The sequence below is a fragment of the Flavobacterium sp. CS20 genome (genome assembly GCF_018080005.1).
In the GTDB taxonomy this organism is placed as follows: Bacteria; Bacteroidota; Bacteroidia; order Flavobacteriales; family Flavobacteriaceae; genus Psychroflexus.
The window spans coordinates 41,901-55,462 of sequence record NZ_CP073015.1 but is presented as its reverse complement, the minus strand read 5'-3'; the positions used below and the strand labels follow the sequence as shown (position 1 = coordinate 55,462).

The 13,562-nt window shown below is 33.4% G+C and carries 10 protein-coding genes; 8 read left to right on the top strand and 2 right to left on the bottom strand.

The features are described 5' to 3' along the window. Positions 1-5: 5 nt before the first annotated feature. Positions 6-989: a reverse transcriptase domain-containing protein gene (locus IGB25_RS00210; RefSeq protein ID WP_211065654.1), complete on the bottom strand. Its 984-nt coding sequence runs from the start codon at positions 987-989 to the stop codon at positions 6-8. Between the two features lie 1,421 nt (positions 990-2,410). Between IGB25_RS00210 and IGB25_RS00205 the strand changes: the two genes are divergently transcribed. Next, positions 2,411-2,575 carry a hypothetical protein gene (locus IGB25_RS00205; protein ID WP_211065656.1) on the top strand — a complete coding sequence of 55 codons (165 nt, stop codon included), beginning with the start codon at positions 2,411-2,413 and terminating at the stop codon, positions 2,573-2,575. After that, positions 2,576-3,442, top strand: a complete 867-nt coding sequence (locus IGB25_RS00200) for a hypothetical protein (protein WP_211065655.1) — start codon at positions 2,576-2,578, stop codon at positions 3,440-3,442. Positions 3,443-3,529: 87 nt separating this feature from the next. Here the strand turns inward: IGB25_RS00200 and IGB25_RS00195 are convergent, their stop codons facing one another. Then, on the bottom strand, positions 3,530-4,513 hold the full coding sequence (locus IGB25_RS00195; protein WP_211065654.1) for a reverse transcriptase domain-containing protein: 984 nt from the start codon (positions 4,511-4,513) through the stop codon (positions 3,530-3,532). Positions 4,514-5,741: 1,228 nt separating this feature from the next. Between IGB25_RS00195 and IGB25_RS00190 the strand changes: the two genes are divergently transcribed. From IGB25_RS00190 to IGB25_RS00165, 6 genes are all read left to right on the top strand, one after another. Beyond that, entirely contained in the window at positions 5,742-6,443 is a 702-nt protein-coding gene (locus IGB25_RS00190) for a hypothetical protein (RefSeq protein WP_211065653.1), read from the top strand. Between the two features lie 750 nt (positions 6,444-7,193). After that, entirely contained in the window at positions 7,194-7,358 is a 165-nt protein-coding gene (locus IGB25_RS15290) for a tyrosine-type recombinase/integrase (RefSeq protein ID WP_211065652.1), read from the top strand. 72 nt (positions 7,359-7,430) lie between these two features. Then, on the top strand, positions 7,431-9,722 hold the full coding sequence (locus IGB25_RS00180) for a DUF262 domain-containing protein (protein WP_211065651.1): 2,292 nt from the start codon (positions 7,431-7,433) through the stop codon (positions 9,720-9,722). Positions 9,723-9,946: 224 nt separating this feature from the next. Beyond that, positions 9,947-12,748 (top strand): TrlF family AAA-like ATPase, encoded by a 2,802-nt coding sequence (locus IGB25_RS00175; RefSeq protein WP_211065650.1) that lies wholly within the window; start codon positions 9,947-9,949, stop codon positions 12,746-12,748. A 154-nt stretch (positions 12,749-12,902) separates the two neighbouring features. Beyond that, positions 12,903-13,148 (top strand): AbrB/MazE/SpoVT family DNA-binding domain-containing protein, encoded by a 246-nt coding sequence (locus IGB25_RS00170; RefSeq protein ID WP_211065649.1) that lies wholly within the window; start codon positions 12,903-12,905, stop codon positions 13,146-13,148. Then, entirely contained in the window at positions 13,139-13,462 is a 324-nt protein-coding gene (locus IGB25_RS00165; RefSeq protein ID WP_211065648.1) for a type II toxin-antitoxin system PemK/MazF family toxin, read from the top strand. The genes IGB25_RS00170 and IGB25_RS00165 overlap by 10 nt, the downstream gene beginning before the upstream one ends. The last annotated feature ends 100 nt before the right edge of the window (positions 13,463-13,562 follow it).

The window sequence follows — 13,562 nt, the reverse complement described above, 5'->3', positions numbered from 1 at the left end:
CAAGTCTATGGCGTAAAACCGTATTGCCAATGCACAAACAGATTAGGATAATGCTTTGCAGTTTCCTGTAACCATTTGTAGGCAAAAAACCAGTGTTTACGCCTAAATCTCCGATATTTGTTGCGTACCCATTTTGCCAGACGCATATTCAAGAAACGAAATACATAGTGTAATTCACTCATTCTTACTTTGCCGTAATAATTAATCCAACCTCGTACTTTTTCTGCTATTATGCCTGCCAAATCTGGCAGGCGTAAATGAACCATACGATGAAGTTTCATCTTAAACAAAGTTTGATTGATGCGTTTCTGTCGTTTACGACTGATTGACGGTGTAAATCCCAAATGAAAGTTCCCAAAATAGCCCTTTACCATTCTTGGCTTAAATGTAAATCCAAGAAAATCGAATGTTACATAATGAACCTTAAATGGTGGATGCTTCTTTTGGTTGCGTTTGCAATAAACGATATTGCTCTTGCCGTCTTTTATCTGCAATTTGCACTGTTTAAATCGGGCTTTTACCGCTTCCAACGTCCGCAAGGCTTGTTTAAAATTATCGCAATGGATGATAATATCATCAGCATAGCGCTCAAACTTTACTTCCGGGTGGTTGTTCTCAATCCACTTATCAAAAACAACATGCAAGAAAATGTTTGCCAGTAATGGGCTAATAACACCTCCTTGTGGTGTGCCTTTGTCTCGTGAATGAATACTACCGTCTTTCTTTTGAATTGGAGCCTTTAACCAACGTGCTACATACAAGTGAATATGCTTTTCTTTGGTAAAATGTCCTAATGCTTTAAGCATTAAGTCATGGTCTATCTCATCAAAAAAACTCTTGATATCCAAATCTATCACCCAATCCATTTTCATGCAGTTTTCCCTGCATTGCTTTATGGCTTGATGCGCTGATTTGTTTGGTCGATAGCCAAAAGAATCTTTACTAAACTGTTTATCTACAATCTGTTCTAATTCTTCTCTTATTACCATTTGAGCCGTTCGGTCTTATGCTGTTGGAATGCCAAGCTTCCTGATTCGACCGTCTTCTTTGGGTATTTCTACCTCGCGCACAGTGCTGGAAAATAACTACCACTGGCTAACCTATTCCATACAGGATATAAGTATTTCATAGGACGTGAATGTACTTCTTATGCTGACAAATTATCAACACCTGAAATACCTTTGTTACTCTTTACCTTTTTAAAGGCATCCCATACCTGTCGCTTTAATATCGGTTGCGACTTTTGTTTCTCTTTGAAAATCATCCTAAAAAAATCTTTAGTTGTAATACAATTTAAAACTGTTAAGTCAGTCCCTTCGCTCCATTTCCATTACAGAAACTTCATCATTACTACAGACTAATCCGCCACTAATTAACAGTATCGCTACTTTCTACCTTGCCCTTCGGGGTTGTGGTATTTTTGCACTATTAATTAGCTTCTCCTGTTCCGTAATTGAGCCGTAAGCAAAGCTCCTGCCCTCTTTATGCCGATTGCCACTTGACCAGAAATAGGTATCATGTCAAGTTCTGTTCTCGCAAGACCGCCCATCCCTCGATTTTGACAATACTAAAGTTGTTTACGACACTTCTACAAGGGTTCAATCTCGTCTCTTTCAGCTTCTTTACTCCTACCATAGCAAACTACTCTGAAAACAACACAGGTAGTGCATTTAACCTTATCGCTCAAGACCAACCCGTGAAAGGAAAGCCCCATAAGGCGGTTTGACTGGTGTGCCTAATCACTCCCAGCCGAGAGACCAATCCTCATCGTACTCTTTACGTGAATCCACCTGAAACAAATGCCAGGGTCGTTTCTAAATACCAATGAGACTCTCATCTCAATTACAGTTATGTTACTTGTTTTCAATGAACTTAATCACTATCTTGTATCCCCAAGTAACGCAGGACACACCACTTGCTACAACAATGGCTATAAGTAATTGCTTGTTCTCGCCTACTTCTGAAAATCCTCGCGGATTTTCAGTTTGGTGTGCTACTTGCAAAGTTAAGTGCTAACCCACGCAACTACTCATAGCCGATGCCGTTATGGGCAATCCCTCATAGACTCATAGAAACTTTAGTCCCTCGGCTAACGTAAAATGAGTAAATTTAGATTGAAAATTGAAATGTTGAATAAAATATAAACAACTGATTTATAGTGATATAATTTTACGTTAGTCAGAATTTGTTAGAAGGCGGGACAGACATAAGATATATACAAAAGTTTTTGAAGTATAGCAGTATCAAAACGACTACAGTTTATACTCATATTAGTCAAAAAAGCACTAAAAAGATAGAAAGTCCATTAGATAAAATGGCAAAAAAGTATAAAAACAAGTCTAAAAATTAAAAAAGTGGTGTATTTTTGTGGATATATACTAGTTAGGCAACATTAACAAATTGAGATAAAATGGAAATAGGAGATAAAGTAAAATTAATTGATAAAGCCACAGATAATACATATATCATTTTGGAAATATTCTACAATGTAAGAAATAAAAAATGGGCAAAATGTAAAAATATTGGAGATAATAAAATATCTGAACATCCTATAATTAATTTAAAAACTATTTGAATGAAGCTGATTCAATACACTCTTGTATTTTTTTTTATTCTATTATTATCATTTAGCTGTAGCGACAGTAAAAAAAATGAATTATATAGTCCAATATTTCTTAATTTGAGTCCAAAAATGGACTCTCTAAAATTTATTTCAACGAAAAATGAAAACAAAAACTTAATAGATGGTAAATTTTATATTAGCTTAGAGAATTCTAAAAAAGTAGGATTTAAATTATTGAAAAAAAAGGATAGAATAACATTAGAATATAACGATGTTATGAATATTTCAATAGAGGACTTAAATAAAACTCAATCTGAATATCTAGTTGAAAAAAATAATAATTTTGTAAACCAAATAATAGAAATATATAAAAGTAAGTATGGTGAACCTTTAATTATAATGCCAAATCAAAAACAACGGCATAAAGGATTTTATTTTCCTAAAACTTACAAATCTTATGGTATTATAAGCTTAAAAGAATATGATTTTGACAAATATAGTTACATGATTTTCAGGGATACGTTAAAATCAATTTTAATTGGTTATAATGAATATGGTAAAATTGTTTTAAGTGAAAAGGAAATAAAAAAACTTAAAAAAACACCAATTAAAAAATCAAAAAATGATAATAACCTTTTCAAAATAGTTCAAGACAATTTCTACGAGACTGAAAGAAAAGACCTGATAAATTCGCGTGACGAACCTAATCAAGATTTTGGTATTGAATTAGAAATTAATTACATGCATAATGAGGAACTTGATACAATAATTAAAGAAATTAAACAATACAAAAATAAATTTGAGGAAAATAGAAATAAATTAGATAGCTTATATAATAAAGAGGATGAAATTATAAAAAATAATAAATCAAACATTTAAGTCGAGTAGGTAAAGGGAATCTCACCCCTAAACCTCTCACAGAACCGTACGTGATAGTCTCCCATCATACGGCTCTTCTTAACAAGTCTATGGCGTAAAACCGTATTGCCAATGCACAAACAGATTAGGATAATGCTTTGCAGTTTCCTGTAACCATTTGTAGGCAAAAAACCAGTGTTTACGCCTAAATCTCCGATATTTGTTGCGTACCCATTTTGCCAGACGCATGTTCAAGAAACGGAATACATAATGTAATTCACTCATTCTTACTTTGCCGTAATAGTTAATCCAACCTCGTACTTTTTCTGCTATTATGCCTGCCAAATCTGGCAGGCGTAAATGAACCATACGATGAAGTTTCATCTTAAACAAAGTTTGATTGATGCGTTTCTGTCGTTTACGACTGATTGACGGTGTAAATCCCAAATGAAAGTTCCCAAAATAGCCCTTTACCATTCTTGGCTTAAATGTAAATCCAAGAAAATCGAATGTTACATAATGAACCTTAAATGGTGGATGCTTCTTTTGGTTGCGTTTGCAATACACGATATTGCTCTTGCCGTCTTTTATCTGCAATTTGCACTGTTTAAATCGGGCTTTTACCGCTTCCAACGTCCGCAAGGCTTGTTTAAAATTATCGCAATGGATGATAATATCATCAGCATAACGTTCAAACTTTACCTCTGGGTGGTTGTTCTCAATCCACTTATCAAAAACAACATGCAAGAAAATGTTTGCCAGTAATGGACTTATGACACCTCCTTGTGGTGTGCCTTTGTCTCGTGAATGAATACTACCGTCTTTCTTTTGAATTGGAGCCTTTAACCAACGTGCTACATACAAGTGAATATGCTTTTCTTTGGTAAAATGTCCTAATGCTTTAAGCATTAAGTCATGGTCTATCTCATCAAAAAAACTCTTGATATCCAAATCTATCACCCAATCCATTTTCATGCAGTTTTCCCTGCATTGCTTTATGGCTTGATGCGCTGATTTGTTTGGTCGATAGCCAAAAGAATCTTTACTAAACTGTTTATCTACAATCTGTTCTAATTCTTCTCTTATTACCATTTGAGCCGTTCGGTCTTACTGTTGGAATGCCAAGCTTCCTGATTCGACCGTCTTCTTTGGGTATTTCTACCTCGCGCACAGTACTGGAAAATAACTACCATCGGCTAACCTATTCCATACAGGATATAAGTATTTCATAGGACGTGAATGTACTTCTTGTACTGACAAATTATCAACACCTGAAATACCTTTGTTACTCTTTACCTTTTTAAAGGCATCCCATACCTGTCGCTTTAATATCGGTTGCGACTTTTGTTTCTCTTTGAAAATCATCCTAAAAAAATCTTTAGTTGTAATACAATTTAAAACTGTTAAGTCAGTCCCTTCGCTCCATTTCCATTACAGAAACTTCATCACTACTACAGACTAATCCGCCACTAATTAACAGTATCGCTACTTTCTACCTTGCCCTTCGGGGTTGTGGTATTTTTGCACTATTAATTAGCTTCTCCTGTTCCGTAATTGAGCCGTAAGCAAAGCTCCTGCCCTCTTTATGCCGATTGCCACTTGACCAGAAATAGGTATCATGTCAAGTTCTGTTCTCGCAAGACCGCCCATCCCTCGATTTTGACAATACTAAAGTTGTTTACGACACTTCTACAAGGGTTCAATCTCGTCTCTTTCAGCTTCTTTACTCCTACCATAGCAAACTACTCTGAAAACAACACAGGTAGTGCATTTAACCTTATCGCTCAAGACCAACCCGTGAAAGGAAAGCCCCATAAGGCGGTTTGACTGGTGTGCCTAATCACTCCCAGCCGAGAGACCAATCCTCATCGTACTCTTTACGTGAATCCACCTGAAACAAATGCCAGGGTCGTTTCTAAATACCAATGAGACTCTCATCTCAATTACAGTTATGTTACTTGTTTTCAATGAACTTAATCACTATCTTGTATCCCCAAGTAACGCAGGACACACTACTTTTGCCAACATTGCATATCGCTCATTGCGGCGTTTTGTCTGAAATCAGGGTTTTTGGATTTTCTGGAAGTTAAATTATAAAATTGAAAAATAATTACTAATTTTCCCGCAACGAAGCGATATGCGAGAACGTTAGCAAAAATTAGAAAAAAACTTCATTCTGCCATTTTGACACATAGTATTGTTTTGGCATTTCAGTTGCTAATTCTGTTTAAATATTCAATAGGTTAAATTAGGTCTGACCAGCCACTATATCCAAAAATCATAAAATATTTTTTTAATTATTAACTTAAATTTTTTTGTTATGAAAACTTTTAAATTTTCAATTTTAAACTTTATTTTATTTTTATTCTTCACTTCCTTAATCTCTTGTAGTAAAGATGATTTATCAGAGACTTCTACAATCGATAAATCAGAATTAGAGTTTAAACAATCCTTGAATAAAAATTTGGATGCTAAACAGATTGGAGAGTATCACAACATTGCTGTCAATTTATATCTCAATAATGGCAATGGTGATAAAAAAACCGTCAAAGAAATCGAGCAGTCTGTTATTGATTTAATGTCTGAACATTATCCGAGTTTAATGACAGAATTTGAAATTTCAGAAGAATATAATTTCTTGAGAGATGCCTATAATGATACTTCAATTAATCAAAGACGTTTAGAGCAAATTATAGATAAGGCTTTTTCAAAGATTACAAAAGATAAAAATGTTTCAGTCAAATTCTCTGAATTTATAAAAAATCAAACGTTGGACGATAGTACTATTCAAAATAAATTAAGTTCAATTCAATCCTACAATACGGAAAGTAAAGATGAAATAGAACTTTTAAATACATATAAAGAAGTTTTGATTGCATCAAATGAGCTATGGAGTAATCGTTCTTCGGGAATGAAAATATCTTGCAGTTCTGGAGTAATTGCGACTGATGCGGTAGGTCTTGCAACAGGTTTGTTCGGTGGTCACTTTGGTCTATTGTTCAAGGTGCAGTTGTGTCGATAGCTGTAAATGAAGATTGCGAAGAGTAATTGTTTAATTAAGGATGCTGTTGTACAACAGCATCCTTTAATTTTATTATTATTATTATGAAAAAGATAATTTTTACATTATTTTTAATTGGTTTAATGACCGTATTTGTTAGCTTATTGTTTTTGGCACTTGATAATTTTTCATTTTATCTAATAACTTTAAGTCTTACTTTTTAGGTGTTTTTCTTTATCCAAGTAAATAAAAATTTTATAGTGAAAAAGGATTTTTTATTTTTTCCGTTCTTATTATATATTTTGTTTTCGATAATAAATTTACTTTGGATAAATAGCTACGATCAAACCTTATCAATCCTAAACCTTATTTTTGGTTTTTTTGGTTTTGGAACATTTTATCTTGAACAAAAGAAAAAATTAGTGTGTAAATAACTTTTGCTAACAACGTATATATCTCATAGCTAGTTAGTTGCTAAATCAAAGTTAAGGTATATTTGGAAAGTCGCCAAATTTTTAAATTTGACGATTTCCAATAAAAAAGATAAATAGTAAAATTTAAAAATCTGGCTTGAGCTCAATCCGAAAATAATTTTCTAATTTGCACGCTACGAGCCATATACAAGACCGTTGCCAGTAATCCCTCATAGACTCATAGAAACTTTAGTCCCTCGGCTAACGTAAAATTGAGTAAATTTGGATTGAAAATTGAAATGTTGAATAAAATATAAACAACTGATTTATAGTAATATAATTTTACGTTAGTCAGAATTTGTTAGAAGGCGGGACAGACATAAGATATATACAAAAGTTTTTAGGCCATAGCAGTATCAAAACGACTACAGTTTATACTCATATTAGTCAAAAAAGCACTAAAAAGATAGAAAGTCCATTAGACAAAATGGCAAAAAAGTATAAAAACAAGCCTAAAAATTAAAAAAGTGGTGTATTTTTGTGGATATATACTAGTTGTAAGCCATTAAAACAAACAAACTGCGAAAATTAAAATATGTCAGAAATAACTTCGAGCAGTGCTCAAAATAGACAGTTGACCGATTGGTACTCGAAAATTAAAAATGGAAACATTAAACTACCTCGTTTTCAAAGAATGGAAGCTTGGGATAGATGGAGAGTTCAAAGTTTTTTAGAAACAGTTATCCATAATTTACCTGTCGGAGTTACACTAATATTAGATGTTGGCAATGAAGAAAAGTTCAAATCAAGATACATAAGTACTGCTGAACCCGAAATTAAAGACAAAATAACTGAACACCTTTTAGATGGTCAGCAAAGGCTAACTTCTTTTTGGAGAGCCTTACACAACAATTATGATTTTGAAACATACTTCGTCTATTTTCCTGAATTTGACGAAACAGATAATAATCGAAGAGATGAAGAAATTTCGATTTATTGTAGGACAAGATACTTAAAAAACGAACTAAAATATCCACTTTGGGCAGACTCGCCAAAAGAGAGTTTAAAAAGAGGTTGCGTTCCAATTCAACTATTTAGACCCGAAAACATTCAGTCCGAAATTGACAATTGGATTGAACTTGCAACCAAACATTTAGAACCAACAGATTCAGACCCAGACGGATTTAAGAAATTAAAAGAATATACCAAATTTCAAAAGGACTTGACTCTAAAAATCACAAAATTAAGGGAAACAATATCTCATTTTAATTTACCATTTCTTTCACTTCCAGCTACAACACCAAAGGAAATTGCTTTGCAAGTATTTATAAATATGAATACAAACAGTAAACCACTTTCTATTTACGATATAATAGTTGCAGAAGTAGAAAGTGAAATGAAAAGCTCACTACACGACCTACAAAATGATTTGAGTAAAAAACACCCTAAAATCAAACATTATTTTGAACTCGAATTTTTGATTTTAGCTACTTCTGCCCTTTTACAAGATAAGTTGCCAAACCATAGAGGAATGGCAGAAATGGATAAATCCATTTTAGTAAATAATTGGGAAATTCTTGAAAACTGTCTTGGTAGAATGGCTGTATTTATGGAATCCCAAGGAGTTTATGATAAAAATAGACTTCCAACAAATGCAGTTTTGTCGGTTGTAGCCGCAACTCTTTCTAAAATTCCAGAAAATGGAGATTTAGCAGGTAAAGGAGAAATTTTGCTTAAAAAATATTTGTGGTCGTCATTTTTTACATATCGCTACGAAAATTCGGCGACTTCAAGAGCTTACCAAGATTACATAAATCTCAAAAGAGTTATAAATAACGAACAAAACGAAAAAGGCGATTTCTATAAAGAAACTGACGTTCCTGTTCTTAATAGAAAACTATATCCTTTAGCAGACAAAGAAGAACTCTTAACTGTTGGGTACTATAAAAAAGTTAATATTAGAGCAAGAGGTATTCTTGCAATATCTACATATTTAGGTGCATTTGACTTTGCTGATGGCAAACAGATTTCGAGAGAAAATATTAAAAAAAGAGAATATCACCACATTTTTCCTGACTCACTTTTGCAAGAAGCAAATGTTGATAGTTTTTTAGCTTTAAACTGTGCTTTAATAACAGGAAAAACAAATCGAAATATCGGAAGAAAAGACCCATTAGTTTATTTAAAAGAACGTTATAAATGGGCAGATGAAGAAATCGTAAATAGTCGATTAAACAGTCATTTAATACCAATAAAGGAACTTTCTAATGGAGGTTATGAAGGAATGGAAAAAGAAGAAAGAATCAATAAGATTCAGTCAGACTTTGATACTTTCATTGAAACAAGAGCTGATTATATCCTTAAAGCAATTGACCTATTAACAGAAGGTAAGCAAATTACAATTGAATCAGTTTTACAAAATGGAATTGAACTTCCTCAAGCAATTAAAGACCTAAAATCTGAAATTGAAAGTATAGAAATTCAGCTTCGTGATTTAATAAATAGCAGATTAAGTAAAATAAGTGCGAAACCTTTTGAACAGTTCGTATCTGAAAAAACAAGGCAATCGACTGAATTTAAAATTGCTTCACATTTAAAGAAATTCCCAGGAGAAAATTTAGAAACTTATCAATCATTTAGAAAGAAACTGAATTTTTTCACTCTCGGAGAATTTAAGGAATTGATTATTAAAAGAGATACTTGGAACGAATTTGAAGATATGTTCAAGTCTAAACAAAATGTTGAAAATAGATTTAGCCAATTATTCACTTTAAGAAATCAAATTGCTCATAACAACGAACTGAATGAAATAATGATTAAGGACGGAGAAGCTTCGATAATATGGTTTAAAAGTATATTAAAGAACGAACTTGTAGAAAAGGAATAACGGCTTACAACAATGTATATAAAAAATAGGCTAAGCAGTAGTAAATTCAAGGGTTTTGGCTCGTGTCAAACTTTGTGCTTAACCGAAAGTTTTGTGTATATTTAGAAATTATAAGTTTAACCGAAAAACTTGTGCATTTTAAATTGAAATGTTGAATAAAATATAAACAACTGATTTATAGTGATATAATTTTACGTTAGTCAGAATGCAAAAAAGACAGCACAATGAACAAAGGGACTAGATTTTATAACTGTGACTTTCAGGTTCACACACCAAGAGATATTAATTGGTCAGGTCCAAAGCCAGTTTCGGACGTAGACCGAAATGCATACGCGGAGAGATTTGTACTTGCTTGTCGTGAAAAAAGTGTAAATGCAGTTGCTATCACTGACCATCACGACCTTGCTTTTTTTCCTTATATCAAAGCAGCTGCTAACAATGAAGTTGACAACAGTGGACAGCCGATAATTGATAGCAATAAACTTGTGGTTTTTCCAGGCATTGAACTTACACTTAGTAATCCACCTTGTCAGGCTCTACTCATTCTTGATGCAAATTTTCCTGAAGACCAACTTCTGAGAGTATTACACAAACTATCAATTGAGCCAAATCCAATAACTGAGCCTTCTACAATTGAGACTGTCCCAATTTCGTCTGAAGTAGTCAATGGTTTGAAAGACTTGCATTCAAAGCTTGATTCGATTGACATACTTAAAGGTAAATACATTATTCTTCCACATACGGGGCGTGGACATAAAGGAATTCTAAGAAGAGACTTCTATGAGTATTACAAAAAAATGCCTTGTGTAAGTGGTTATCTTGATGGAGCAATTCCTAATGACCAAGGGTTAAAGAACATTATTAATGGGGAGGACAGAAATTATGGTTTTAAATCTATTGCAGTTTTCCAGACATCAGATAACAGGAAAGATACATTCGAAGATTTAGGAACAGCTACAACTTGGGTGAAGTGGGCAACTCCAACGGCTGAAGCACTTAGACAGGCAAGCCTTGCTAAGGAATCAAGAATGAGCTTGATAGAGCCTAGTTTACCACAAATATTTATTAGCAAACTAAGTGTAACTAATTCCAAGTTTATGGGGCGGGTTGAATTAGAACTTAACCAGCAGTATAACGCATTTATTGGTGGACGCGGGACAGGTAAATCAACTTTACTTGAATATTTAAGATGGGGATTATGTGACCAAATTTTAGGCATTGGTAAATACGAAACAGAATCTGAGATTCAAAAAAGACGACAGGTTCTAATTGATAAAACACTTGTGCCATTTTCAGGCGAAGTAAGAATTACAGCATCTGTAAACGGTATTGAACACATTGTTAAAAGAAACTCAGTAACTAAGGAAATACAACTAAAAATCGGAAATGATGATTTCGAGAAAGTTACGGAAGAGGAAGTACGAAGATTAATTCCAATTCAAGCATATAGCCAGAAGCAGTTAAGTAGAGTAGGAGTAAGAACAGATGAATTAAAAAGGTTCATTCAACAGCCAATCACAAATGAATTGAACAATATCGCTTTCAACCTTAGAGAAGTATCAAAGAATTTAAAGAATGCATATAGCAATCTCGTTCGCAAAAAAGAGATTCAATCAGAAATTGATGAACTAAAACTTCAACATAAGTCGGTTGGTGAGCAAGTTCAGAACTTAAGAAAATCATTAAAAGGCTTAACAGATGAAGATAAAAAAATCATCGAAAACAAGGAATTATTTGAAAACGAACAAACATTCATTCAAGAATCAAATAATGAAATTGACCTTTTCAAACAAAAATTTGAAACGCTTGGAGAATCTCTATCGGAATATCCTTCTAAAATACAAGAAGATGCTAACATCTTGAATAGCGAAATACTATCTGAGATTCAGAAGGAGAAAGAGCAGATTTTTGAACAGATTAAGTCAAGACTAGCTGAAATATTAAAATTATTTTCAGCAGATAAATTGGCGGGTTACAATGATTCAATTGACAAATGGAAAGAAATCAAGAAATCATTTGATGCCTCTTATGGTCAAATTAAAGAAAAGGCATCTGCCAATGAAAGTATCATTAAGGAGATAAATCAACTTGAAGCTCGCTTAAGAGAGTTAACGGACTCAATCAATGAACGTATTTCAAGAATTAAAGAACTTGGAAATCCTGAGACAGTATTTATGGAAGAAAAAGAAAAATGGTATGCTCTTCATCAAAATAAAATTGACTTATTAAACACCCAAGCTTCAAATTTCACAATCCTTTCCCAGGGAATTATTAAAGCCGAAGTAACTCGGAGTATTAATATCGAAGAAATTCAAGAATTAATAGTCAACTCTTTTACAGGTACTAGGATAAGTAAAGACAAAATAGACAATCTGTGCAAGAAGATAAAGGATAGTGAATCACCTCTTGAATCTTGGAAAATGGCATTGGAAGAATTAAAATCTCTTGCAGAATACAAGATACTTGAAGATAAACCAATTGAATTACCTGAAACACCTCTTCTTACAGACATAGGACTGAACGAAACTAATATTCAACGAATAGTAGAATTGTTTTCGCCTGATAAGTGGTTAGCTATGGTAACGCAAGAAATAGAGTTTGAACCACATTTTTTCTACTCAACAGGAAATGAAATGCAAGATGTAATTCCATTCTCAGAAGCATCGGCAGGTCAACAGGCAACAGCTCTTTTATCTGTTCTACTTAATCAAGAAGGCAACCCCTTGTTGATTGACCAACCTGAAGATGACATTGACAATCGAGCAATAAATGACATCATTGAGAACATATGGAAAGCTAAGAATAAACGTCAGTTGATTTTCACCAGTCATAATGCAAATCTTGTAGTAAACGGAGACGCTGAGTTGGTTGTTTGCTGTGATTACAAAGAGTCAAGCCAGCAAACGCAAGGCGAAATCAAATATGAAGGAGCCATTGACAATCCCGAGATTAAGAAGGAAATAACCCTAATTATGGAAGGTGGCGAAAAGGCATTTAAGTTAAGAAAAGAAAAGTATGGATTTTAAAAAAGCACATACCGCACAACAACGTATATAAAAAATAGCGAAGTTAGTGCTTAAAGCCCGCTACTTTCCATATACAAACACGTTGGCATTAATACTGAACGAATTTTGATATTTCAACAAAATGTATTTACTTTGTAATAACATTTAAAAAATTATGGAAACTTCAATAATCAAAATCGGAAATTCAAAAGGTCTTCGTTTGAGCAAGACCATTTTGGAAAAATATAACATCAAGGATAAAGTGGAACTCATTCTTGAAAAAGGACAGATAATTCTTAAACCAATCGCTTCACCGAGAAAAAATTGGGAAATAGAATTTAAGAAAATGAGTGAAAACGGAGACGACAAGTTGCTGATGAACGATGTATTCGATGATGAAAATCTTGAGGAATGGATTTAAAACAATATTCAATTGTTCTTGTAAATCTTGACCCAACAATTGGAAGTGAAATAAAAAAGACAAGACCTTGTGTTATCGTTTCGCCAAATGAAATGAATAAATATTTGAACACAATCGTACTTGTGCCAATAACTACGAACTTGAAAAAATATCCGACCAGAGTTTCAGTGAGACATAACGGGAAAAAGGGAATGATTGCAATCGACCAAATTCGGACAGTAGATAAAACCAGAATTATCCGAGTTTTTGAAAATTTAACGAAATCAGAAATTGAAAAATGTAAAGTAGTAATAAGAGAAACTTTTGTGGACTGAAAAAAAAATACTAATGCCAATCAAGTAGTCGGGCTCCACCAGTAACTGACGGAGTGCACCTCTCACACCACCCAGCATACGGTTCTCATACTGGGCGGTT

Bases quoted from the DNA above. Each gene is read 5' to 3' on its own strand.
- IGB25_RS00210 (WP_211065654.1), bottom strand. From the start codon at position 989: ATGGTAATAAGAGAAGAATTAGAACAGATTGTAGATAAACAGTTTAGT.
- IGB25_RS00205 (WP_211065656.1), top strand. From the start codon at position 2,411: ATGGAAATAGGAGATAAAGTAAAATTAATTGATAAAGCCACAGATAAT.
- IGB25_RS00200 (WP_211065655.1), top strand. From the start codon at position 2,576: ATGAAGCTGATTCAATACACTCTTGTATTTTTTTTTATTCTATTATTA.
- IGB25_RS00195 (WP_211065654.1), bottom strand. From the start codon at position 4,513: ATGGTAATAAGAGAAGAATTAGAACAGATTGTAGATAAACAGTTTAGT.
- IGB25_RS00190 (WP_211065653.1), top strand. From the start codon at position 5,742: ATGAAAACTTTTAAATTTTCAATTTTAAACTTTATTTTATTTTTATTC.
- IGB25_RS00180 (WP_211065651.1), top strand. From the start codon at position 7,431: ATGTCAGAAATAACTTCGAGCAGTGCTCAAAATAGACAGTTGACCGAT.
- IGB25_RS00175 (WP_211065650.1), top strand. From the start codon at position 9,947: ATGAACAAAGGGACTAGATTTTATAACTGTGACTTTCAGGTTCACACA.
- IGB25_RS00170 (WP_211065649.1), top strand. From the start codon at position 12,903: ATGGAAACTTCAATAATCAAAATCGGAAATTCAAAAGGTCTTCGTTTG.
- IGB25_RS00165 (WP_211065648.1), top strand. From the start codon at position 13,139: ATGGATTTAAAACAATATTCAATTGTTCTTGTAAATCTTGACCCAACA.